This window comes from Enterococcus sp. AZ035, assembly GCF_050548325.1.
Classification (GTDB): domain Bacteria; phylum Bacillota; class Bacilli; order Lactobacillales; family Enterococcaceae; genus Enterococcus; species Enterococcus faecalis.
Genome location: NZ_CP172958.1, coordinates 1,127,813 through 1,153,301, shown reverse-complemented (window position 1 = coordinate 1,153,301; position 25,489 = coordinate 1,127,813). Strand labels below are relative to the sequence as shown.

Below are 25,489 nucleotides of genomic sequence, written 5' to 3'. Positions count from 1 at the left end.
TTATTATACCATTGTCAATTGAAGATGAAAACTTACACATTCGTGCAATCTACTGTTTCCTCTCCTTAATCATTTAAAAAAAAGAACCCCCTTCAAAATCAATTTCATAACTTTGAAGAGGGCTGTCATTATTGCTATAAAGAGCATTCTCCTTATATTAATAATAGGGAAAACATTTTTAATTAGGCATTTGCCAACCAGTTTTCAACTTCTGCTAAGGCATCCGCAATCCCTGCTGGATTTTTCCCACCAGCTTGAGCCATATCAGGACGACCACCGCCGCCACCGCCAACTTTTGGCGCAATTGCTTTGATTAAGTCACCGGCTTTTAAGCCTTTTCCGTTCATGTCTTTTGTCATAGCCGCTAACAAGCTTACTTTTTCATCTTGTGCAGTTGCTAGAACTAGTACATCAGACAATTCTTTTTGTTTCCATTGGTCAGCCAATTGGCGTAATTGATTCATGTCTTTAACATTGACTTGAGCGGCAATATAACGAACACCATTGATGTCTTTGACATCTTTAAAAATGTCACCAGCTTGTTGGTTCGCTAATTTGCCTGCCAATTGTTCGTTTTCTTTTTGTAGATCACGTAATTGTTGTTGCAATTGCTCTGTTTTCGTAACCACTTCTTTTAATTGAGGTGATTTAACTAATGTAGCAATCTCTTTCAATTGACGTTCTTCTTCTTGTAAAAGTTGATACGCTTCTTTACTCGTCACTGCTTCAATACGGCGTACTCCTGCACCAATTCCAGATTCAGAAACAATTTTGAAAATCCCGATATCTTCTGTATTAGCAACGTGTGTTCCACCACATAATTCGATAGAGTAATCCCCAATATTAACTACACGGACTTCTTTGCCATATTTTTCGCCAAATAACGCCATTGCGCCCATGTTTTTCGCTGTATCAATATCTGTTTCAATTGTGACAACAGGAATAGCTTCCCAGATTTTTTCGTTAACGATGGCTTCCATCCGCGCTAGTTCTTCTGATGTAACTTGCCCAAAATGAGTAAAGTCAAAACGTAGATGTCCTGGTGCAACTAATGAGCCTGCTTGGTTGGCATGCTCCCCTAACACATCTTTTAAAGCACGATGCAATAAATGGGTTGCCGTATGATTTTTCAAAATACGTGTCCGCATCCGTTCGTCCACTTGCAATTGATAAATTTGACCTTCTGCTAATGGCGCCAAAACTTCTACTTTGTGTAAAAATTGACCGTTTGGTGCTTTTTTCACATCCACCACGTTGGCAACGACTTCCCCTGCGGTATTTTTTACATAGCCGCGGTCAGCAATTTGTCCACCCATTTCAGCATAAAATGGTGTTTCAGCAAAAATTAATTCGGCTGTTCCTGCAGATGCTTCATTTACTAGTGCGTCACCTTGAATAATAACAAATAATTCACTATCATGTGTTAATTCTGTATAGCCAACAAATTTACTTTCTACTTTAATATCTGTTAATAAAGCAGATTGAACACCCATTGAAGTTTCTTTACTGCGGGCAGAACGAGCACGTTCACGCTGTGCTTCCATTTCTGTTTCAAACCCAGCATGGTCGACTTTCAAGCCTTCATCTTCTGCAACTTCTTCCGTTAATTCTACGGGGAAGCCAAAAGTATCATAAAGTTTGAAGATAATTTTTCCATCTAATGTATCGCCTTTTGCATCTTTAACTTCTTTAATAACCTCATTTAACATGCTTAAACCTTCATTGATGGTTTCATGGAAACGTTCTTCCTCTGTCCGAACCACTTTTTCGATGAAGTCTTTTTGTTGTAATACTTCTGGATAGTAGCTTACCATGATTTCGCCAACAACAGGCACTAATTTGTATAAAAAGGCTTCATTAATGCCTAATTTTTTCCCGTGCATTACCGCACGACGTAATAAACGACGTAACACATAGCCACGACCTTCATTTGAAGGAAGCGCACCATCACCAATTGCAAAGGATAAAGCACGAATATGGTCAGCAATCACTTTAAAGGAAACATCCGTTTGTGGTGCATCTCCATATTTCACGTTAGTTCCTAAAGCTTCTACCGCATGAATGATTGGCATAAATAAATCAGTTTCAAAATTTGTTGGTGCATCTTGAATGATAGATACAACACGTTCCAAGCCCATGCCCGTATCAATGTTTTTATGTGGTAATGGTTCGTACGTATCTTCTGGTGTATGATTAAATTCAGAGAACACTAAGTTCCAAATTTCTAAATAGCGTTCATTTTCGCCACCAGGATAATTTTCTGGATCATCTTCTGGAATATCTAAAAATTCTTCGCCGCGATCATAAAAGATTTCCGTATCCGGACCACTTGGACCAGCACCGATATCCCAGAAGTTATCTTCTACATCAATAATATGATCTTCAGATAAACCAACTTCATCACGCCAAATGCGTTTTGCTTCTGTATCTTTCGGATAAACAGTCACATATAATTTTTCTGGGTCAAAAGCAAGCCATTCAGCACCAGTTAAAAATTCCCAAGCCCAGTGAATCGCTTCATTTTTAAAATAATCTCCAATTGAGAAGTTCCCTAACATTTCAAACATTGTATGATGACGAGCCGTTTTCCCAACATTCTCAATATCATTTGTACGAATAGATTTTTGAGCATTCGTAATTCTTGGATTTTCTGGCACAACAGAGCCATCAAAATATTTTTTCAAGGTTGCAACACCAGAGTTAATCCATAATAATGTTGGATCGTTTACTGGTACTAAAGAAGCGCTTGGTTCTACTGAATGTCCTTTAGACTTAAAGAAGTCTAAATACATTTGGCGAACTTGACTACTTGTTAATTCTTTCATTGATTTTCCTACTTTCTATTAATAATTAACTATTTATATTTTGTACCCTCTTAAGTGGCAGATTGTGTACACAAAAAACACCATTGCAGTCAAGGACGATTGCTCGCGGTACCACCTTGATTGCAATGATGTTGGATCATTACCTCTTAAGCTCTATAACGCAGAGTCGCGTTGATATTTCTATCAAGTCCATCTAAAGGGAGCAAGTAAATTTATCTGATGCCCTTCTCTCAGCAATGAACGGCTTTCTGTGATCAAAATAAGATTCCTCATATCCTTTAGCTTATAGTCAAAAGTATAAGAAAGATCTGCTAAAAAGTCAATTGTTTTCGTAGGAATCTTTCCTTACTGAGCTGTTTCAAATAACGTTTGCTCTAAATAAGGCAAAATTTGTTCATTTATTTGATACCCTTTTCCCCAAGAGGTTGTAATAATCTCTTCGTTCATACCTGCATCACTAAATTTTTGTTTCACTCGTTTACATACGAAAGACAGCTGCGATTTTGTAGAAGCATCTGGTTCTTTCTGCCAAAGCAAGCGACAAATTTGATCACGATCCAACCCTTCGTGGGCATGCTGATACAAGATTTTTAAAAAGCGTTGCTCGTTTTTTGTAAAGCGAATCTTTTTTACTTGGTCATCAAGTAGCTCGGCTGTGACTTCGGCAAAACTTTGATCGACCGTGTCAATTTTTTCACGAATATCTTCCAATGAATCTTTGAGGCCTAACCACCGGATAATACCTCTTTCCTGCCAAATCTCCGCTTCACGTTTATTACACATCGATTGTGAACGTCGATAAATCGGCTTCTCTAACGATGAAAGACTTCCTAATAATCTCAAGCAATCGTTCTGAGATAGTGTTTCGCTTAATACAATTGCATCAAAATAATTAAAAAAAGTTAACTCATGTTCTATAGTTTCTTCACAGCAGTTCGTACAAAAGACTTCATAATTTAAATGTTGTAATTGCTGCTGAAATGTTTGCTCAACTAAAATGTTCTTTGTTAATACCAAAATCCTTCTCATTTCTTCTTTCCTCCTAGAACTCTTTCTGCTACCAATAACTAAACGCACCAATCAAAATACGTTACCAAATCGCGTGTTTTCTCCATCGATTGGTTAATAAACACCTTTTTATCTTCATCTCTCTTCGCTCCTTTATTCTTTATTTTGGTGGTTATTTATATTATATTAGAAAATGATTTTTTTTGTGTGTAAAATTTTTTTATCCTCCGTAAAAAAAAATGAATTTCCTTTAATATCAACTAATAAAGCTGATTTTTTAACAAAAAAAGTGCCGAAACTTCCTACTTTTTGCTAAAACACGCCAAAAATTCTGTAATTTTATTATTTTTTTCTCGAGAAAACATCAAAATGTTGATGTTTAACACTAACATTTTGATGTTTTCGACAAAAATCTTTACAATTAATCGGTAATTTTCTCTACTTTTAACGATAACTACTTTTAAAAAAGAGTTATTTTAAAAGTGACTTAAATATTTATCATATAAAAAGTAAGGGACTAAAATCTTTACGATTCTAGTCCCTTACTTTTTATAATCCACAACGTTTTTAGTTAGAAGAATTCTTTTTTGCTTTCCTAGCAGAACGATCTTTTTGACGACGTTCAATTTTACGTTTTTTCTTATTGCTGTCTTCAATTGCCCAATTAATTTTTTTCTTGTATCCTGGTTTAATTTTTTTCTTTTTCTTTTTCACTAAACCAATTAACGTTGGGTCTAATTCTTCTCGAGATTTTTCTCGTTTTGTTCGACGATTACGATCATACGTCTCTACAATCTCACCATTTTTAATTTCTTTTGGTTTGAAAGAAACACCTAACTGCTCAATCTGAGTAATCGCTTCATCATCTGCTGGTGAATATAATGTTATGGCAGTCCCATTCAATCCATTACGTCCTGTGCGGCCAACCCGATGGATAAAGAAGTCCAATTCATGTGGAACTTCTGCATTGATGACATGTGAAACCCCTTCAATATCAATCCCACGTGCGGCTAAATCAGTAGCTACTACATATTGGTAGTCAAGATTTTGAACTTGACGCATCACACGTTTTCTTTCGCGTGGTGTAATGTCTCCATGAATTTTGGCAACTTTTAGGCCCTGATCTTTTAAGTAATCGGTGATTTCATCAACTCTTTGTTTAGTATTTGCAAAAACAATCGCTAAATAAGGATGCCCGATAGTCAATAATTGATAAATTATTTTATTGCTGTTTTTTCCTTTGGTGGAAATCAACCAATTGTCAATTGTTTCTGAAATAACTGCTTTTGGTTTGATATGTTCAATCACTGGATTTTCTAAATATTTTTTTAAAAATGGTCGTAATTTTTCTGGAATGGTTGCAGAAAAAACGAGCATTTGTAATTTTTCTGGCAAACGACCCGCAATTTGATCGACTTCTGCTAAAAAGCCCATATCTAATGTCATGTCTGCTTCATCGACAACAAAGGCAAAAGCCGTATGCACTTTCAAGGCTTGTTCATTCATCATATCTAAAATACGCCCTGGTGTACCAATCACCACATGAGGTTGCTGATGCTTTAATTTATTTAATTGACGTTGTTTATCTGTTCCGCCAACAAAATTTGACACTCGAATTTCTGGTTGACTGAAACGAGCCAGTTGCTGCGCTTCTTGATAAATTTGATTGGCTAATTCACGACTAGGCGCAGTAATCACAATTTGTACTTCGTCGATAGTTGGCTTAACTTTATCCATTAATGGAAGTAAAAAAGTATGCGTCTTTCCACTTCCTGTTTGCGATTGTCCAATAACACTTTTCCCTTTCTTAATGATTGGGATTAATTTTTCTTGGACTTCTGTTGGTTCTTCAAACCCTTTTTCTGCGAGTGCTTCGTTGATAAAAGGTTGAAATTGAAATTGTTTAAATGAAGGCACTTGCCTCACCTCTTCTCGTTAAATTCTTTATGCACTTTGGCATTATAACACAAAAACAACTTTTACTCACCTGCTGATTCCTTTGTTTTCGCAACTTCTAATGTACTGACTGTATAAGTGTGGCTGGCTTTTTCATAAAACAAACGCCGTTTTTTACGAATCAAGGTTAACAAAACGTTGATCAAAAATAGTAAATATAAAATTAAACAGAATAAATACAGAAGCAGTGACACCATTTGCAACATCCGATTAGAAGAATTCAATAAATCAGTGGCATTAGCTAGATAAATACTAATTAAACCATACACAAAATACAAATAACCGTAGCGAACAAACAAGGCTTTTAAACGAATTTTTTCATGTCCTGTTTCAACCACCCGAATGCGAACAACTTTTTTCCCTAACGTTTGACCATTTGTCAGTTTCATCATGACGATAAAGACCGCAAACACCATGATAAAGAACCACATCCGATCTGAAAAAATCGGATAATTGGTTGCCCAATTTTTATAAGCTGGAATGAAATTTAGTCCAAAAACGAGCAGGCCTTGCACAAAGCCAATCACCAACCAATCAATCCCCCATGCAAAGAAACGTCTCAACAGGCTAACTGTCTGCCCTTTTTCATAAGAGGTGGCATCAATTTCTTCTCGTGTTGGCAATAAAAAGGTAAAGAGTGGCGTCAACCAATAACCGACCATGCCTCCGACGGTATTATTAATTAAATCATTGACATCCGCCAAGCGATACGAACGTGGATAAATAAAATAAAGGCCAGATAACTGTGTTAATTCAAAAAATAATGACAATAAAAAACTCGCAAGAACTGTTTTTAAAAATGAACATTTGAAATAATACCGTAAATACACACCAAAAGGTAAAACTAATAAAACATTAAACAGTGGTTCTAAAACGGCATGTTGTTTTAATGCTGGCAAATACGTACTAGGATCTTTGATCGAAAAAACAGTTTCGTTTAAAATCCCTGAAATAAAATGAAAAGGCCGCAGTTCCATTGTTGGTCCTGTGTATTGAGCCACTTCTGCTCGAAATGGCAACGGTAAAATTACCAAGAAATAGGCACATAATAAATAAAAAACAAATGAATACAAAATCATTGCTCGTGTCCAAACAAATGAACCATATTTGCGGTATTCATAGATTAATAATGCCCCAGAAATAAAAAATGCTAGAAACGGGAAAATAATGATTGCCCATTTAATTGGTTCGCTATATACTGCCATAAAAATCCCTCCAAGATAAACAATTTCAAGTATGAATGCCTCAATAACACTATACTTGTTTCTAAAAAAATGTACCAACAATAAATTTTATTTTGCAAATCCTCTCCTTTGCAGTATCATTAAGAAAAAGGAGGACGTTCTCATGTTACAGCCATATTTTGCGTTTGGAGTGCCGCTATTTTTACTTGTGCTCTACTTACTCTTTGCACTGATTCACCGTCAAACAACGATTCATTATTTACGGTTTATTTTGTTACTTATTTCAACATTTCTCATGGTTTTTAGTTTCCAAGTATTGCAAGAATCATGGACCATCAACCCTGAAACGTTAAAAGATGCCGCTTATTCTCCGCAATGGTTATGGATTCCTTTAGGTATCGGGTTAATCCTCACACTTTACAACGCTTGGCACGGCCTTCGTACAATGATAAAATACAAGACCGATAAACATTAGTAAGAGTCTAGGACGATGGTTGTGTCCTAGACTCTTACTGTCTCATCATTCAAATGAAATTTAATTTTTCTTAACAAACTCTGATTTTAACTTCATTGGACCAAAGCCATCTACCTTACAATCGATGTTATGATCACCTTCCACTAAACGAATGTTTTTCACTTTTGTGCCTTGTTTAATTGCGCCACTGGCACCTTTAACTTTCAAATCTTTGATTACAGTAACACTGTCACCATCCGCTAAAAGATTGCCATTTGAATCCTTAACTACTAAGCCTTCTTCTGCAACTTCTTCTGTTGGTGACCATTCATGACCGCATTCTGGACAAATAAATAATCCGCGATCTTCATAGGCATATGCCGACCCACATTCAGGGCAGTTTGGTAATTGCTCTGTCATTAACGTTCTCCTTTGTAAAAAATAATTCTTTTTCATTTTACCTTATTTTCTAGTGAATGAAAAGTAGTCCTAATGATTTATCAACGTCCGATAACTACTTTCTAATTACTTATTTATTTTTGAGCCCACTCTTGGCAAGCTGCTTGGATTTCTTGGTAAATCACTTCAATTTCAGCCGCATCACGTGCATTAGCGCCACTTGCCAAAGGATGGCCGCCGCCATGATGTTTTTTAGCAATTGTATTAATGATTGGTCCTTTGGAACGTAACCGAACGCGATAATAACCTTCCGGCTGTTCAACAAAGATTGCCCATGAGAGAACATCTTCAATTTTTCCTGGCATTGAAACAATGGCTGCCGTTTCAGAATCGACAATATCATAACTGTTTAAAATACTTTGTGGTAAAACGACACGAGCAGCGCCATTTGCGTCGATTTCTAAATTTTGATAAATATAACCCGCTAATTTAGCAACCTTTAAAGGCATTTGGTCTAACTCACGATTTAAGTCTGCGGCATTAAAGTTAAACGTACGCAATTGCGCAGCGACAGCGAGTGTATGCGCCGAAGTGGAAGGATAAAGAAAACGTCCTGTATCCCCCACAATCCCAGCATACAATAAACGAGCTGCATTATCTGTCATCGTTAATTCTGCTAAATGCTGTTGCCAAAAATCAACAATAATTTCACTACAACTACTTGCATTTGTATTCACCCAAACTAAATCTCCATAAGGTTCATCATTCGGATGATGATCGATTTTAATTAATTGATCGCCTAAAGAAAAACGCGCATCACTAATTCGTGGAGCATTTGCAGTATCTGTTACAATGACTAATGCACCTCGATAGACATCGTCAGTAATAACGTCCATTTCAGCTAAAAACTCTAAGCCTTCCACTGGTCCGCCTACTTGATAAATATTTTTTTCAGGAAAGCTCGCTCTTAAGAGTTCTGCTAACCCAACCTGTGAGCCAATTGCATCTGGATCCGGCCTTTGATGTCTATGAATAATAATTGTTTCATATTGTTTAATTGCTGCCATAATTTCTTTTACTACGTCCATTCTTTGTAGCCTCCTACGTTCTCTCCATCACTTGGCAAACAACAATTGCTTTTGCCACAATGACATTTTCTAAATAAACTTCAATATCTAATTTTGCAGAGCGACGGCCAATTTCTAAAATCCGTGGACGAATGTCCAATTCACTTTCCAACTGGATTAGCCGCAAATAATGTAGATTCACTTGTTCAATTAGTACATTTCTTTTTTGATTCATCAACATTGTTCGTTGTGTCACGTTAGAAATAATTTCACTTAGGACACCGAACGAGATGGTACCAACACTGTTAACCATTTGGGGCGCAACCGAAAAACGAAAACGGGTTGTTTCTTTGCCATTTTCTTCAACAGGCATCACTTCCCCGGAAATTTGATCTGAAATTGTATCTGCAATTTGTGGTTGTCGTTGCACCAATTGCATAGCTTTCATCACATCTTGGCGAGAAACAATCCCAACAAGCGCTAAATCATCTTCCACCACCGGCATGACTTCTAGACCATCCCAAATCATTTGATGACTGACACTCGCTACACTCATCATCTTTTTCACAACATTGGGATCCTTTGTCATGACTTTATCCACGGTTAAATGTTCACTTTTACCAATGACATCTTTGGCTGTGACAATCCCCACTAAACGTAATTTCTTATTTACTACTGGGAAACGAGAATGATGGGTACTTTCAGATAATGCCTGATAATCTGCAATCGTCTGAGTTGTCAATAAATAATTGGTTTTTTCAAGCGCTGTATAAATATCACTGACGAGTAAAATGTCTTTTTTAATCAGCTGATCACTTAAAGCACGGTTAATCATAGTAGCCACAGTAAATGTATCATATGTGGTTCTCAAGACAGGCATACCCAGACGATCTGCTAACTGCGCAATCTCTTCAGATGTTTCAAATCCACCTGTAATTAAAACGGCTGCCCCATTTTCTAAAGCAAGCTTTTGCACACCTTGGCGGTTACCAACAATCATTAAGGATCCGGGAGTAATATATCGCGTCATCGCGGTTTCTGTCATCGCACCAATTACAAATTTATTAAGGACTTTGTCTAGACCAGAGCTACCGCCTAACACATCCCCTTCAATAATCCGGACCACTTCACCAAATGTTAATTTTTCAATATGTTTTTTTAACTTCCGCTCAATTCGTATCGTACCAACACGTTGAATGGTGGAAACAAGCCCAATATTTTCTGCATCTTTGATGGCCCGATACGCTGTTCCTTCACTAACACTTAAACTTTTGGCAATGCTTCGAACAGAGATTCGATCGCCAATTGGTAAGTCTTCAATATGTTTTAAAATTTGATCATGTTTCGTCGCCATAATTTCCTCCTAAACTAGGATCGTCTCTCCTGGGTTTAATACTTTCCCGCCAACTACTTGCTCTACGAATATTGCTGGATTTTGTTGGATAACAGGAAAGGTATTGTAATGAATTGGAATGGTTATTTCGGGATTTAAGTAAGCGATTGCTTCTAGCGCATCCTCTGGTCCCATCGTATAATTATCGCCAATTGGTAAGAACGCTACATCAATGGATTTGTCTTTTGCAAAAAGGCGCATATCTGAAAACAACGCAGTATCACCAGCGTGATAAATTTTTTTATCTTCTGCTTCTAAAATAATCCCACTTGCTTCGCCCATGTAGGTCATTACGCCGTCTATTTCATAACCGGAACTATGCAAAGCTGGCACAAATTTAACCGAACCAAAAGGAAAGACATAACGCCCACCTAGATTCATTCCATGCGCTTTTACACCTTGCGACTGCGCATACATAGCCACTTCAGCTATCGCAATAATCGTTGCCTTGTTGGCTTGAGCAATTGCTAGCATATCGCCAATATGATCGCTGTGTCCGTGGGTGATTAAGATGTAATCAGGGTGTAAATCTGCAAGTGAAACGTCCGCTAAAGGGTTGCCATTAATAAAAGGATCAAATAAAAGGTTCGTGCCGTCGTTTAGACGAATTTCAATACATGAATGTCCATGTCCTATCAGTTCCATTTGTATTCCTCCTACGGTATTTTCTACACAATCTTATGATAATTAATCGTCAAATTCATTCTTAAAAGTAGTACAGTTTAGTACAGTTTACTTTCTTTATTGTAACAGAGAATCAGAAATATACAATCGCATTTGCTTATTTTCTTAGCTAGTAAAGAAACAGACGAGAAAAATCATGAATCTTTCTCGTCTGTTTCTTTTTACTTATTTGGTTGTTTTCCGAAAACGTAAAATCGTTAATATAAAGGCCGCCACACATAATAGAAAGGCGACAAAAAAGGTTTCACGCATTCCCACAATAAATATATCTGGGCGATTAGCCAGATACGTGGTTACTCGTTCACCATAGGCTTCGCTCATGCCACGATATAAAATGGTCGTTGACAACGCAATCCCAATGACCATTCCTAAGTTTCTAGCAAAAGAATTCATACTTCCTGCTACACCTAAATCTTGCTTTTCAACACTGCTCATAACCATTGTATTGTTTGGAGACTGGAAAAGTGCATTTCCCAAGCCCATAATGGCCGTTGCAATCACATAATACCAGATAGGCGAATTCATATCTAAAAACATATACATTAACGACGTACAGCACAAGAGCAACAATCCGCCAAATGTTAAAATACCTGGGCCAATTTTATCCGTCAAATAGCCACTCAGAGGAGCCCCAACCACCATTAATAACGGAAATACCATCATTAATAGACCAGCATAACTAGCACTTAGTTTGCGTGCATCCTGCAAATAAAATGGAATGACAACATTTACAAAAAAGTTTGAGGCAAAAATTAAAACGGCGGACAATAAACTTAAAGTAAAAATTTTGTTTTTAAAAATTGCGAACTTAATAAGTGGGCTTTTTCTTTTTCGTTCAACCATTATAAATAATCCTAATGCGATTACTGCAATAATGAACAATAAATAGGATTGTAACGAGCCAAACCCGCTCTCTTGTCCGAGGAAAATCCCGCCGAAGAACGTCATAATCGCAATGGCAATACAAGCAAATCCTGAAAAATCGATTTTTTCTTTTGTTTTTGTAATATCTTTTGGTAGAAACTTTTCACCAATTAAAATTGTAACTAGCCCCACGGGAACATTAATCCAAAAAATATACGACCAAGAAAAGTTTGATAAGATCAATCCACCAATCCCAGGACCAGCAATCGCGCCTAAAGAGACAAAGGCACCTACTGCACCAAGCGCCCGCCCTCTTTCATTTAAAGGGAATACTTCCGTAATAATTCCTGAATTGGTCGCCATGGTCATGCTAGCACCAATACTTTGAACGACTCGCGCAAATAATAGAAAGCTCAGCGATTGATTAAAGCCACAAAGTAACGAACCAATCGTAAAAATAACCGTGCCAATTCGATAAACTTTTATTTTTCCAAAACTGTCGCCAATTTTTCCAAATAATAATAAACAAGCACAGACAACCATTAAATAAATAGATACGACCCATTCCGCTTGATTCATGGGTACGGACATTTCTTTTGAAATAGTCGGTAAAGCAATATTTACAATGCTGGAATCTAATGTAGACATGAAGGTAAACATAGCCACAGAAACTAAGATCCACCAACGATTTTTCTGCACTTCAGAATCCTCTTGGTAACTTTTAATTTTCTCCATTGATTCATCCCCTCTCGCTCCAAAACAGTTTACTTACTAATAATAACTCTATTTCTTCTTTTTTTCATCGGAAATTTTCTAAAAAATCACTCATGAGATGTTCACCTTCTTATTACACGCTCGCAATTGACAACCATTCGCTTTTACGCTAATTTAAAATTAGCAAACGGAAAACACAAGGAGGACTTGAAATGACCTTAATTTCTCGCATTAAACAACTAGCTCAGTCAAAGCAATTAACCCTCGCCCAATTAGAAAGAAACGTCGGCATTTCCAATGGACAAATTCGTCGTTGGGATACCTCTTCGCCTAAAGTAGAGAATCTTTTAAAAATAGCAGACTATTTTTCTGTTTCCTTGGACTATTTAATGGGCCGCACCCAACAAACAGAGATCAATCATCAGGCACCTATGACAAGCACACAAAAAGAGTTACATATTCACATTACTACGGAAGAGTTAACAGAAGAAGAAATTACTCAGTTAGAGGAAGAAGCAAATCGTTTCTTGCGGTTCCGTAAATTTGAAATGACAAATTCTTAAAGAACGTTCACTTCTCCTAGTCAATTGATAGCAAAAAAACTAGCACCTAAACAAAAAAAACCACCACGACCGTCGTCTGTGGTGGAAATGAAGGTTGTTATTTACTCTTGGTAGGAGTAAGTATGAAAAAACCAATTCGGGATAATTGGCATAACGTAAGTATAGTGGTTTGTGCCTTTTTTATCATGAGTTTCAGCTATATTTTTTATAAAACTTTTATTAGAACACCATTAACAGTCCTTTATTTAGATTATTTAAAGCGTTTTCTTTTATTGAACATATTGTTTTAAACATTCGATTTCCTGTGCTACACTTACTTTTAGAAGGGGGATTTTATTATGGCAAATCAAAAAAAAGATAGCTTATCAACATTATTTTCTGAAGAAGTTCATGGACCGTTTGTTACTTTCTTGTTTAACACCCATGTCGCTCATCAAAACGTAGAAAAAGATTCGCTTGTTTTGAAAAATTTTGCAAAAGCGGCAAAAACACGCTTTGAAAAAAAATTTCCTGAGGAAAAATGGGCTGTTTTCCAAGAAAAAATTGACGCACTTCTAGCTGATGCTTCCTTCTGGCGCAACGGCACAGCAAGTGTTTCAATCATCTTATCTCCAGAAAACACCTTTGTTCAACGATTAGATGTGCCCGTTGACGATCAATATTACGTGGACACGATCCCTTATTTACTTGGACTAGTCAAAGACAAACAATTTAACTACCATTATTACCTACTTGCTCTAAATCGCGATTCAATGAAACTTTACAAAGTCGATCATACGACTGTGACTCCTGTTGAATTGCCTAAAGACGCGCCAACAGACGTGGTCACAGCTTTAGGTGATGAATTAACGGGTGGTAATTTAAACTTTTCAACTCAAGGTAGTTCTAACGGTTCTAAAGAAGGTGTCGCTTATCATAGCATCAATACTAAAGATAAAGAAGTTGAAATTGATTGGGTGAACTACTATCAAGCAGTCGATACTTTCTTAAAAGATCAACTGGATAATCCTGAAAAATTACCGCTTTATCTTTATGCTTTACCAGAAAACCAAACACTCTTTAAAAAGATTGCTAAAAATCCTTATTATGATTGCTCAATTTCAGTTGCTGCTTCACCTGCACAAGCAACCATTCAAGATATCCGCAGCGCTAGTGAAAAAATAGCTGCAGAGTTAACAGAAAAAGAAACAGCTTCTTATAACAAATTACTAGATCGTAAATTCTTAGATCAATTTACAGATATTTCGCCAGCGGCAGCTGACGGCAAAATTTCCCATCTTTTTATTGCAACGTCACTCTTTGTTACTGAAAACAATGAAATGTCATCTGAAGAGTACGATCGCCGCAAACTTTTAAACACCATTGCTTACCAAGTCATTCAAAACGGCGGTCAAGTTTTTGTTTTAGACCAAAAAGCTGCACCAGATGAAAAGTCTTTAGCGGCTATCCTCCGTTATTAAAAACAGGCAAAAAGCCCATTGTAAGAAAGCGCCTTACAATGGGCTTTTTTTCTGAGACTTATTGAAACAGCACTATAACAGCCTTATCTTCACTTTCTAGTTTTTAAAAAACATCCGATAAAAAAGAAAATAAGGTTATCGCTATACAAAAACCAGTTAGTATGCTATAGTAATAGATGTAGTTTTTGTTCGGTAATATGGGTAGCTGTTTCAAATAAACATCTTCCACATTTTTCACCTTTCAAGTAATTGCAAAATATGAATGTGTTATAACACACATCTAGGAGGATATTTATTATGGAAACAGGTACAGTAAAATGGTTTAACTCAGACAAAGGCTTTGGCTTCATCACTGCAGAAAACGGAAACGATGTATTCGTACATTTCTCAGCTATCCAAGGTGACGGCTTCAAAACTTTAGAAGAAGGTCAAGCAGTAACTTTCGAAATCGAAGAAGGTCAACGTGGCCCTCAAGCAACTAACGTTACTAAAGCTTAATTAAACAATACTGACTCAAAAACCTGACGTTAATCGTCAGGTTTTTTTTATAAAAAAAAGAACAAGAAAACTTTCTGAAACTAAGTGCTTCCTCTATTTTTTTTGAAGAGTTTTCGTTATACTGAAGAGGAAAAATGTTTTAAAGGAGTTTATTTATGCAATTTTATGGTGATTTAACCTTTTTAGGTGTTTATTTATTGGGTCTCTTTTTCATTCCCTCGTGGCGGAAAAAGAAAAAAGAACACGATTGGTTGCCGTGGATGTTTGGCTGGACTGTCTTTATGTTCTTCTCATATGTTTTATATTTAGAAATCATTCGTGGCACAGCCTTCTTTTTAATTCCCATTGCTTTTTTTGGCTTGTTTGCGCTCTTCTACTTCAAAGAAAAAAGGCGTTTACTGAATGGAACATTATTTAATATTTTTCTTGTGGTTCTAGCGACTTATTTAGGGATTACTGCGATTCGTACAAACAACTACTTTTTAATAACCTTAGCAATTATTGCAATTCTAGCTATTTTAATTGCTTTGGCTCTAGGAATCTATGCTTTAATTATTTTCCTCTATTGGAATGCGGTCGTTGTTATGAGAAAAGAAGGTCGGTCTCTAGGGAACTTGTTGACGTTGTTGCTGGCAATTGGCTTAACATTACTATTAATTTATAATTTCTTTTTTCAATCGTTGTTACCAACTTGGCTCTCCTTACCCTTAACTATTGCGCCATTTATTTTGACTTATTTCGCGTTTGTTTTTTATAATTTTTTAACTGTTTCTACGTTGTATCAATTTAATCAGCCAAAATATACACAGGATTATATTGTTGTGTTAGGTTCGGGGTTAATCAATGGTGAGATTGTGCCGCCGTTATTGCAAGCCCGCATCAACAAAGCCATTCAATTTTACAAGGCTCAAAATCGCGCAACGTTAAATCCACCAAAAATCGTCATGTCTGGTGGCCAAGGTCCCGATGAATTACTTCCTGAAAGTGTCGCGATGAAAATGTATGCTTTGACACAAGGTATTCCTGATGATGATATTTTAGTAGAAGCTCATTCAAAAAACACACTAGAAAATATGCGTTTTTCCAAAGAAACAATGATTGAGGATTTTGGAAATGCTAATTTCCAAGCCATTTTTACTACAAACAATTATCACCTTTTCCGAGCGGGTCTTTTCGCTCGAATGGCTGGCTTAAAAGCTGATGGCATTGGTGCAAAAACCGCTTTTTATTTTTTACCTAACGCGTTTATTCGAGAGTTCATCGCCATTGTAGTGATGTACAAACGCCGCCATATTATTGTTTGCGGCCTAGCTGCCATCGGTATGGTTATGTTATTCTTAACAGGATTGATTATTCAGTAAAGAAGGAGTTTCCCCTATGAGTTTGTATCAAAAATTTATTCAAAATGAACGTTTGCGACGTTTTTGCGTCCTTGCTTTGATTATTTTTGTGCTTTATTTATCCAGAAGTATGATTACAACAATTCTTTTAACATTTATCTTTACCTATTTAGCTGTTCGTTTGGTCCATTTTGTTCAACGCTATATGAAAATCCCGACGATTGTCATCGTTCTCTTAACCTATGCATTGGTTGTTTTTCTAATCTATTTAGCGATTACTAAATATGTTCCCGTTCTAGTTAACCAAACGACTCAAATGATTAATTCTGTAGTTGATTTTTATCAAAGTCCACATACAGATACAAATCAAGTATTGCAATTTATTGATCAATACTTGGAAAAATCTAACTTACTCTCTCAACTCCAGAATGGTGCTTCAATGATTTTACGCTACATTCAAGATATTGGTGCTGTCGGTTTATCATTTGTCATGTCCTTTATTTTAAGTTTCTTCTTTATGATTGAGAAGAAGCAAATGGCTGATTTTTCTAAGTTATTTTTAAAAAGTGATTTTGATTGGTTTTTTCAGGATATCTATTATTTCGCCAACAAGTTCGTTAACACATTTGGTGTCGTAATGGAAGCTCAGTTTTTCATTGCTGTGGTGAATACAGTCATTACTACCTTGGCCTTGGCGATAATCGGCTTTACTCAGTTACCTAGTTTAGCCATTATGATCTTCATTTTGAGCTTAGTCCCAGTTGCTGGTGTGATTATTTCCTGCATTCCGCTAAGTTTCATCGCTTATTCCCAAGGTGGCTTGAACGATGTGATTTATATCTTAGCTTTAATTACAATCGTCCATTTATTTGAATCTTACGTGCTAAATCCTAAATTCATGTCTAGTAAAACAGAGTTACCAATCTTTTATACGTTTGTCATTTTATTAGTTAGTGAGCGTCTCTTTGGTGTATGGGGACTTATTGTAGGAATCCCTGTGTTCACTTTCTTCTTAGATGTCTTAAAAGTAAAACCAATTCGTGGCCTGAAACGGCTACCTAATGTGAAAAAAAATAGTTCAGCAGAATAATTTCTGCTGAACTGTTTTTTTATTGTTTTCTTAAATCATTTAAAATAGCCATGGCTCGGTCTTGGTTCATCGTTTTTTGACGTTTTAATTGTTGAGCGACTGCCTCAACTTCTTTACCAGTAGCTCCGACCGTCATCGCTAAAGAACGTGCTTGTAGAGCCATGTGTCCTTTTTGAATTCCTTCAGAGACTAAGGCCCGTAACGCCGCTAAATTTTGTGCCAAACCAACAGCCGCTACTACTCGACTTAGTTCTTTTGCATCCGTCACTGCTAACAAATCAGCAGCTGCTTGAGATTTAGGTAAGACTTTTGTGGCACCGCCAACCGTGGCTAAAGCAAGCGGAACTGAAATTTCACCAATTAGTTGTTCGCCATCCAGCGTCCAACTAGTCAAGCCTTGGTAGCGACCTTCCTTCACCGCAAAAGCATGACAAGAAGCGCTAACAGCGCGTGTATCATTTCCTGTAGCTAAAACTACAGCTTCAATGCCATTCATGATCCCTTTGTTATGCGTGACTGCCCGATAAGGATCTAATGAAGCATAGCGTGAAGCTAAAACAATTTTTTCAGCAATTTCCCGGCCATTGCTCCCCTTACTTAAACGTGAAACTGGAATAGCCGTTTTCATCGTAACAACCGACTCCGTGGCATAATTACTTAAAATACTGAATAAAATCTTTTGCTCCGCAAACCATTCACGGAACAACTCGGCCACACCTTCCAACATAGCGTTAACGATATTTGCCCCCATTGCATCCTTAACATCTACTAAAAAGTCGACAGATACAAATGATTCATCAAAAGCACGATATTGCAAATCTCTTAAGCCGCCGCCCCGTTTAACGATAGATGGATAACTTAACTCTGCTTGTTGAAAAACTTCCGCTTCTCTTACTTGTAGTTTATCAATCAATGACTCGGGATCTGTAACATCGTAAAAAACGATTTGTCCACGCATTAAGCGTTGTTGATTCACTGTTTTAAATCCTTGTGCTATTTTTGCACCATTACTCAAAGCCGCAATAACTGAGGGCTCTTCTGTCGCCATTGGTACCAAATAATCAGTTTCGTCCACTGTTAAATGTAAGCCAACGCCCATCGGCACTTCTGTTTCACTGATTTGATTTTCAATCATATGATTGGCAATCTGCGAAGATAAAGCCGTATTTTCAAATTCTTTTTTTGTATCAGCAGAAATCTGGCCTTCATTAAGAAGAGAAGCCAGGCGTTCCTCAGGACTCATTTGATAAAATCGGCTGTTTTTTTTTTGCTGAGGTCTCTCTAGTAGCATAGAGAGTCCTAAGCCACCGCCGATACATAAAGAAGCCACTCCATATTTCTTTTCTTTTTGATTTAATTGATAACTTAAACTCGTTAATAAACGAGCACCTGTGGCACCAATCGCATGACCTAATGAAATACCGCCACCATAAATGTTGACCTTTTCCTCTGGTAAAGCCAGTTCTCTTTGGACCACGATTGAAGTTGCTGCAAATGCTTCGTTGATTTCATACAGATCAATTTCTTCCGTAGTAAGTTGATTCCGCGCTAACAGTTTTTGAATGGCTTTAATCGGCGAAATTCCCATATAGGCTGGATCAATACCGACTTCCACACTGTCTCGAATAATAGCTAAATAAGGAAGACCGTGTGCTTCGGCATATTCTTGTGAAGCAATAATCAAAGCAGAAGCCCCATCATTAATGGTTGATGCATTCCCTGCTGTTACAGTACCGTCTTCTTTAAAAACTGTTTTAAGCGTTCCTAGCTTCTCAACGCTCGAATTAGGGCGAATCCCTTCATCTTTCTCCACAAGCGTTCCTGATACTTCTAATGGGGCTATTTCGTCAGCGAATATCCCTTCTGCTTGTGCTTGAGCTGCTTTTAATTGTGAATGTACAGAAAATTGATCTTGCTCTTCTCTAGTTACATGATACTTTTCGGCCACATTTTCAGCAGTTAAGCCCATTGCCTGACCACTAAAGGCATCCGTTAATCCATCATACATCATACTAGAAAAAGGCGCATCATAGCTTTCTGTTTCGTAATTAAAACGTTGTAATTTAGGTGCTTGGGACATATTCTCAATCCCGCCAGCAATTAAAACTTCCGCTTCTCCTAATTGAATCAATTGTTTCGCCAAAATAACGGCCTTCATTCCTGATCCGCAGACCTCATTAACCGTCATTGCGGGAATTTCATGAGACAAACCGCTGTTTATTGCTATTTGTCGTGCGGGATTTTGGCCATTTCCAGCTTGTAAAACATTTCCAAAGATTACTTGATCAATTTCTTCAGAAATAGTGGAATGTCTTTTTAAAAGTTGTGTTGTAACATGTGTTCCTAAGTCTACGGCACTTACTTGACTTAAGCTACCTTTATATTTTCCAATTGGTGTTCGTAATGCATCAATAATAACTACTGTTTTCAACTAAATGCACCTCCATCTTGAAATATATCATAAAATCCCAGAATCACAAGTGCCAATTACTGAATGTTAACAGACTTATAAGATATTTTTTAATAATCTATGAAGTTAATACAAAAATTCCCCATTTTGGTTCATTTCGTGCTATTTTATATAATGAATCTATTTATCGTAAAGGAGTTAAAGAAATGACAATTGGGATTGATAAAATTAGTTTTTTTGTGCCCCCTTATTATATTGATATGACGGCACTGGCTGAAGCCAGAAATGTAGACCCTGGAAAATTTCATATTGGTATTGGGCAAGACCAAATGGCGGTGAACCCAATCAGCCAAGATATTGTGACATTTGCAGCCAATGCCGCAGAAGCGATCTTGACCAAAGAAGATAAAGAGGCCATTGATATGGTGATTGTCGGGACTGAGTCCAGTATCGATGAGTCAAAAGCGGCCGCAGTTGTCTTACATCGTTTAATGGGGATTCAACCTTTCGCTCGCTCTTTCGAAATCAAGGAAGCTTGTTACGGAGCAACAGCAGGCTTACAGTTAGCTAAGAATCACGTAGCCTTACATCCAGATAAAAAAGTCTTGGTCGTAGCGGCAGATATTGCAAAATATGGCTTAAATTCTGGCGGTGAGCCTACACAAGGAGCTGGGGCGGTTGCAATGTTAGTTGCTAGTGAACCGCGCATCTTGGCTTTAAAAGAGGATAATGTGATGCTGACGCAAGATATCTATGACTTTTGGCGTCCAACAGGCCATCCGTATCCTATGGTCGATGGTCCTTTGTCAAACGAAACCTACATCCAATCTTTTGCCCAAGTCTGGGATGAACATAAAAAACGAACCGGTCTTGATTTTGCAGATTATGATGCTTTAGCGTTCCATATTCCTTACACAAAAATGGGTAAAAAAGCCTTATTAGCAAAAATCTCCGATCAATCTGAAGTAGAACAGGAACGAATTTTAGCTCGTTATGAAGAAAGCATCATCTATAGTCGTCGCGTAGGAAACTTGTATACGGGTTCACTTTATCTGGGACTCATTTCCCTTTTAGAAAATGCAACGACTTTAACCGCAGGCAATCAAATTGGGTTATTCAGTTATGGTTCTGGTGCTGTCGCTGAATTTTTCACTGGTGAATTAGTAGCTGGTTATCAAAATCATTTACAAAAAGAAACTCATTTAGCACTGCTGGATAATCGGACAGAACTTTCTATCGCTGAATATGAAGCCATGTTTGCAGAAACTTTAGACACAGACATTGATCAAACGTTAGAAGATGAATTAAAATATAGTATTTCTGCTATTAATAATACCGTTCGTTCTTATCGAAACTAAGTATTTAAATCCCCCGATTCAATCAACAAAAGAGCTAGACATTCAAGTTTTTGCTTGAATGTCTAGCTCTTTTTATGAAAGCCAAACTTCTTTGACCCCGTCTGTCACGGCGATACCATCTGTCAAAGCTAAACGTTGTGAATAAGAAACGTAGCCATAATAAACATCAACACCGCCGCCATTGTTCCAAGTAACAGTGATTTTAACATTTGGAGTAATCGATTTTGTAGCTGGTTGGGTCGTCGGGCGATTACTAGTCGTATCATAACTTAAAATAGTGCCCGAAGCTCCACTTATTTCGGCTTTTCCTGTGTAAATTTCGCCATTCGTATTCGTCTGCGTGACTGCTCCATTCGACTCAATGATTAAACCCGCTTGCTTTTGATCTCCTCGTGGATAATAAAAAAGATACGTGGTTGCCCATTTAGCAAATTCATCTGGAATTGGTTTAAGTGATTCCGTTGGTGCCGGACTCGACTTCGTTTGCTTTTCAACCGCGACTTCTTCTTGTCTTTTTAAGCCTTCATTATTTTGATTATTTAGTTTCTCAACCGTTTCTTTAACGATCGAATAGTGAGGTTTCCCTAAATCGCTAACAGGGATCGTAGCTAATTTTTCTTCTGATTCTTTATATTGCCCCTCTGCCGTTAACTTTTTAGCTTCTGTAATAATGGCATCATACTTGGTTTGGTCTACAGAAGAGGATGTGCTTTGTCCCGTAGCTTCGACTTGTTTTGTGACACTGGTTTTTTCCGTGGTCACGTCTGACGAACTTCCACAAGCACTTACAAACATTGAGCTAACGATTAATAAACATCCCACAATCACATGCTTTTTCATCTTTAAATCCCCCATTTGTTTATCTTTGTTATTTTTTGTTACTTAAATTATCCCATAGATGAACAAAAGAAACCATTATTTATAAAAAAGTTTAGCAAGCGCTTCAAGAGAGGCACTTGCTAAACTTTTTTCTCACTGTTATTGATTGATTACTTTGACTAGTTCTTCAAATAATAATGCACTAGATGCTGCTCCTGGATCAATATGACCAATTGCTCGTTCCCCTAAATAAGAGGCACGTCCTTTTTTCGCCACCCAATCTTTTGTTGCTTCAGCAAATTGTTCAATTTTTTCTTCATTAAATTGTTCCGTTCCAATCACTTCAGCAACAGGTGCCCAGACATCAACCATCGTTTTATCTCCTGGTTCAGCTTTGCCACGCATCTGAATCCCAGCTAGACCTTGCTGAACAATTTCTTTTAATTGCTCTGGCGAACTGATGGTTTCCAAATCTTTTGTCGCTTTAGTCATATTCATAAACGCAGTACCATATAAAGGACCAGAAGCTCCGCCAACTTTTGAAATCAAAGCCATGGATAGGACTTTAAATGTCTCCGTGATTGTTGTTGGTACTTTTTTGTCAAACGCAATTTTGTATTCAGCCATACCACGAGCCATGTTGTTACCGTGATCCCCATCACCAATCGGCGTGTCTAATTCACTTAAATAGTCTTTTTTTTCTTCAATAACTTTTGAATAATTGTCTAACCATGTTTGAATGTCTTTTACTGTTAATTCCATCTTTTATCACCCTTACCAAGAAATTGTTGTTACATTGCTTTCTAGCGCTGTTTGCCAGTCTTTTGTCGCCAAGTCAATCATCGTTAAAGATAATCCTTGCATGTCAATAGACGTCATATAGTTACCCACTTTATGGAAGGTCACTTGAACACCTTTATCTTCTAATAATGTTAGCACGTCGTTCATAAATACAAATTGTTCCATTAATGGCGTGCCGCCCATGCCATTGACAAGTACCCCCACTGTTTGTGGTTGTTGCTCATAGCTACTTAATGTTTTTTCAACTAATTCTTTCGCTAACTCTTTCGATGGTTGGATTTTTTCACGACGATAGCCTGGTTCTCCGTGAATCCCTACGCCAAATTCAATTTCATCTTCTGGTAAAGTAAAACCTGGTTTGCCAACTTCAGGCACAGTGGCTGCTTTTAAAGCCACTCCAATTGTTTTCGTGGCTGCTACAATCTTTTCTCCTAAAGAAACGAGCTCTTCTAAAGAAGCACCTTGGCGGGCATGGTGTCCTAAAATTTTATGGACAAGAACAGTCCCGGCAACGCCGCGTTTTCCAGCGGTATAGGTGCTATCTTCGACAGCAATATCGTCATCGACAACGACCATTTCTACATGAATGTCTTCCATATCAGCCATATCTTTGGCCATTTCAAAGTTCAAAATATCGCCTGTATAATTTTTTACGATTAACAGAACACCGGCCCCTTGGTCTGCCGCTTGGATCCCTGTTAAAATTTGATCTGGTGTTGGTGAAGTAAAGACATCACCTAAAACTGCGGCATTTAACATTCCATCACCAACAAACCCAGCATGTGCAGGCTCATGACCACTTCCACCACCAGATACTAACCCAACTTGTTTGTTTGAGTCGTTGCGAGCAATCACGCGAGAATCTTCGACTTGATGAACAAGGTTTCCATAGCTTTTCACAATTCCTTGGAGCATTTCTTCGACAATTTTACCAGGTTCATTAATAATTTTTTTCATTTAGTTCCACCCTTTCTTACCAGCATTTTGAGCTTCTGCTAAAATTTGCGTCAAATCATCTGAGACACCTGCAGTAATTGCTGCCGCAAAGGCACCTTCAACCAATGGTGCATCGACTAAATGATAATGTTTCTGTTGGTCTTCTTCTAGCATATCAAAAGCTAATTCTGAACTTAAAACGGCACTGCCTAAATCGGCAAAAATTAAAAATTCTCGGTCAGAGTCCGCTTCGTTAATCGTGTCAATGATTTTCATTGGATCTGAACCTAATGAACCATCTGATGTGCCACCAAGTGAATGAATCGTAATTTCTTCACTGGCATTCATCTGTTCAATCATCTCTTTAATACCATCTGTAATCATTTTGCTATGTGAAACGAGTAAAATATCTGCTTTCATGTGGACACTTCCTTAATCTAATTTATGTCTTGTTTTATATTCTTGTCCGACTTTATCTGCAACAATGATTGCATTCGCTACTTCTTCAACGACAATTGGGAATGGCATTGAATGAATTGATTCTTCTGGAATGCAAGCAATTTTGGCTACTTCCAACGCTTCTTCATAAGTGATTTCATCGACACCAATGTCTGAAAGCGTTAATGGTAAACCTACAGAAGCGCTAAAGTCTAAAACAGCTTCTAATTCGTCTTTTGCTGCATCTTCTAATACAAGTTGTGCAATCGTTGCAAAGGCTACTTTTTCACCATGTAAATAACTGTGCGCACCAGGTAAGACTGTCATACCGTTATGAATCGCATGCGCTGCAGCTAAACCGCCACTTTCAAAACCTAAGCCTGAAAGTAAGATATTTGTTTCGATAATCTTATTCAATGATTCAGTAACCACATTTGCATCACAAGCTAATTTCGCTTTTAACCCATCTTCCTGTAGGTTTTCCCAGCAAAGTTTTGCCATGGCCAAAGCTGCATATGTGCCGCTAGCAGCAGGCGTTAAGCCTTCTCTTGAACCCATTGGCAAACTAGCATTAACCCGAGAATATGAATTGTGTGTTGCGCGTGCTTCAAAATATGTGGATAAGGCATCCCCCATTCCAGCAACTAAAAATCTAGTTGGCGCTTTGGCAACCACTTTTGTATCAACCATAACGACGCTTGGACTTTGTTTAAAGTAAGCATAATCATCAAATGAGCCATCTTCATGATATAGTACAGCTGAATGCGAAGTTGGTGCATCTTGAGCCGCAATCGTTGGTACAATAATTAAGTTTTCACCTTCTGCTACGACTTTTGAAGCATCGATTGCTTTACCGCCACCTAAACCAATGATACAGTCTGCTTGTTCTTTTTGTCCAACGTTTTGCAAGCGCTTTGTTTCTTCACGCGTTACTTCTCCACTAAAGCCACCCTCTACGAAGGTAATGTCAAACTTTTTCGCTGTTTCTTCCAATTGTGGACGTACACGATCAACGTCAGCAGGATTTGCAATTAGTAACGCTTTTTTTCCAAAAGTTGAAACGAAGTAACCTAAGTTTAGTAATTCATCTTCCCCTTGAACATATTTCGTTGGTAAAATCAATGCTTTTCTCATGTTGATAGCCTCCTATATTTTGTTTACATACATAGTATAAAACGCTTTCATCAAAAAAGCATTGAACTTTTGGTATCGTTTTCTTGCAAAAAAT

General features: G+C 37.5%; 22 protein-coding genes. 7 read left to right on the top strand and 15 right to left on the bottom strand.

The features are described 5' to 3' along the window. Window positions 1–182: 182 nt before the first annotated feature. The 4 genes from alaS to IGL32_RS05560 all read right to left on the bottom strand — a co-directional run bounded on the left by alaS (window position 183) and on the right by IGL32_RS05560 (window position 6,994). Entirely contained in the window at window positions 183–2,825 is a 2,643-nt protein-coding gene (alaS, locus tag IGL32_RS05575) for an alanine--tRNA ligase (RefSeq protein WP_002357736.1), read from the bottom strand. Between the two features lie 345 nt (window positions 2,826–3,170). Beyond that, entirely contained in the window at window positions 3,171–3,854 is a 684-nt protein-coding gene (locus IGL32_RS05570; protein WP_002381934.1) for a helix-turn-helix domain-containing protein, read from the bottom strand. A gap of 546 nt (window positions 3,855–4,400) precedes the next feature. Beyond that, complete coding sequence (locus IGL32_RS05565; protein ID WP_002382285.1) at window positions 4,401–5,759, bottom strand: DEAD/DEAH box helicase; 1,359 nt, start codon at window positions 5,757–5,759, stop codon at window positions 4,401–4,403. 53 nt (window positions 5,760–5,812) lie between these two features. Further along, a complete protein-coding gene (locus IGL32_RS05560; RefSeq protein ID WP_430600110.1) occupies window positions 5,813–6,994 on the bottom strand; it encodes a VanZ family protein in 1,182 nt (393 codons plus the stop codon). Window positions 6,995–7,049: 55 nt separating this feature from the next. On the opposite strand from IGL32_RS05560, the gene IGL32_RS05555 reads away from it, so the two are divergent. After that, window positions 7,050–7,448, top strand: coding sequence for a hypothetical protein (locus IGL32_RS05555; RefSeq protein ID WP_002382283.1), 399 nt, complete (start codon window positions 7,050–7,052; stop codon window positions 7,446–7,448). Between the two features lie 60 nt (window positions 7,449–7,508). On the opposite strand, the gene IGL32_RS05550 is transcribed toward IGL32_RS05555, so the two are convergent. The 5 genes from IGL32_RS05550 to IGL32_RS05530 form a co-directional block, all read right to left on the bottom strand. Beyond that, entirely contained in the window at window positions 7,509–7,847 is a 339-nt protein-coding gene (locus tag IGL32_RS05550; protein ID WP_002357741.1) for a zinc ribbon domain-containing protein YjdM, read from the bottom strand. Window positions 7,848–7,960: 113 nt separating this feature from the next. Next, window positions 7,961–8,914, bottom strand: a complete 954-nt coding sequence (locus IGL32_RS05545; RefSeq protein ID WP_002357742.1) for a DHH family phosphoesterase — start codon at window positions 8,912–8,914, stop codon at window positions 7,961–7,963. 13 nt (window positions 8,915–8,927) lie between these two features. Then, window positions 8,928–10,247: a DRTGG domain-containing protein gene (locus IGL32_RS05540; protein WP_002382281.1), complete on the bottom strand. Its 1,320-nt coding sequence runs from the start codon at window positions 10,245–10,247 to the stop codon at window positions 8,928–8,930. 9 nt (window positions 10,248–10,256) lie between these two features. Then, the gene (locus IGL32_RS05535; protein WP_002379405.1) at window positions 10,257–10,931 is read right to left on the bottom strand and encodes a metal-dependent hydrolase; all 675 of its coding nucleotides are present in this window, start codon (window positions 10,929–10,931) and stop codon (window positions 10,257–10,259) included. Between the two features lie 204 nt (window positions 10,932–11,135). Beyond that, on the bottom strand, window positions 11,136–12,569 hold the full coding sequence (locus IGL32_RS05530) for an MFS transporter (protein ID WP_002357746.1): 1,434 nt from the start codon (window positions 12,567–12,569) through the stop codon (window positions 11,136–11,138). Between the two features lie 191 nt (window positions 12,570–12,760). Here IGL32_RS05530 and IGL32_RS05525 point away from each other — a divergent pair, with 191 nt between their 5' ends. The 5 genes from IGL32_RS05525 (at window position 12,761) to IGL32_RS05505 (ending at window position 17,499) form a co-directional block, all read left to right on the top strand. Beyond that, window positions 12,761–13,111, top strand: a complete 351-nt coding sequence (locus IGL32_RS05525) for a helix-turn-helix domain-containing protein (protein ID WP_002357747.1) — start codon at window positions 12,761–12,763, stop codon at window positions 13,109–13,111. Window positions 13,112–13,449: 338 nt separating this feature from the next. Continuing rightward, window positions 13,450–14,571: a hypothetical protein gene (locus IGL32_RS05520; RefSeq protein WP_002357749.1), complete on the top strand. Its 1,122-nt coding sequence runs from the start codon at window positions 13,450–13,452 to the stop codon at window positions 14,569–14,571. A 297-nt stretch (window positions 14,572–14,868) separates the two neighbouring features. Further along, window positions 14,869–15,069: a cold-shock protein gene (locus tag IGL32_RS05515; protein ID WP_002357750.1), complete on the top strand. Its 201-nt coding sequence runs from the start codon at window positions 14,869–14,871 to the stop codon at window positions 15,067–15,069. Between the two features lie 155 nt (window positions 15,070–15,224). Continuing rightward, a complete protein-coding gene (locus IGL32_RS05510) occupies window positions 15,225–16,430 on the top strand; it encodes a YdcF family protein (protein WP_010817250.1) in 1,206 nt (401 codons plus the stop codon). Window positions 16,431–16,446: 16 nt separating this feature from the next. Further along, window positions 16,447–17,499 (top strand): AI-2E family transporter, encoded by a 1,053-nt coding sequence (locus IGL32_RS05505; protein ID WP_002357754.1) that lies wholly within the window; start codon window positions 16,447–16,449, stop codon window positions 17,497–17,499. A gap of 19 nt (window positions 17,500–17,518) precedes the next feature. Here IGL32_RS05505 and IGL32_RS05500 read toward each other — a convergent pair whose 3' ends face one another. Next, on the bottom strand, window positions 17,519–19,930 hold the full coding sequence (locus IGL32_RS05500; protein WP_156210047.1) for a hydroxymethylglutaryl-CoA reductase, degradative: 2,412 nt from the start codon (window positions 19,928–19,930) through the stop codon (window positions 17,519–17,521). A 185-nt stretch (window positions 19,931–20,115) separates the two neighbouring features. Here IGL32_RS05500 and IGL32_RS05495 point away from each other — a divergent pair, with 185 nt between their 5' ends. Further along, entirely contained in the window at window positions 20,116–21,267 is a 1,152-nt protein-coding gene (locus tag IGL32_RS05495) for a hydroxymethylglutaryl-CoA synthase (protein WP_156210048.1), read from the top strand. 72 nt (window positions 21,268–21,339) lie between these two features. Here IGL32_RS05495 and IGL32_RS05490 read toward each other — a convergent pair whose 3' ends face one another. The 5 genes from IGL32_RS05490 to IGL32_RS05470 form a co-directional block, all read right to left on the bottom strand. Next, entirely contained in the window at window positions 21,340–22,122 is a 783-nt protein-coding gene (locus IGL32_RS05490; protein WP_197080435.1) for a hypothetical protein, read from the bottom strand. 123 nt (window positions 22,123–22,245) lie between these two features. Beyond that, window positions 22,246–22,848: a dihydroxyacetone kinase subunit DhaL gene (gene dhaL / locus IGL32_RS05485; RefSeq protein ID WP_002360441.1), complete on the bottom strand. Its 603-nt coding sequence runs from the start codon at window positions 22,846–22,848 to the stop codon at window positions 22,246–22,248. 12 nt (window positions 22,849–22,860) lie between these two features. Then, window positions 22,861–23,844, bottom strand: coding sequence for a dihydroxyacetone kinase subunit DhaK (dhaK, locus tag IGL32_RS05480; RefSeq protein WP_002357760.1), 984 nt, complete (start codon window positions 23,842–23,844; stop codon window positions 22,861–22,863). Next, the gene (gene dhaM, locus IGL32_RS05475) at window positions 23,845–24,243 is read right to left on the bottom strand and encodes a dihydroxyacetone kinase phosphoryl donor subunit DhaM (RefSeq protein WP_002357762.1); all 399 of its coding nucleotides are present in this window, start codon (window positions 24,241–24,243) and stop codon (window positions 23,845–23,847) included. Between the two features lie 12 nt (window positions 24,244–24,255). Beyond that, complete coding sequence (locus IGL32_RS05470) at window positions 24,256–25,395, bottom strand: glycerol dehydrogenase (RefSeq protein WP_002363858.1); 1,140 nt, start codon at window positions 25,393–25,395, stop codon at window positions 24,256–24,258. Window positions 25,396–25,489 lie beyond the last annotated feature (94 nt).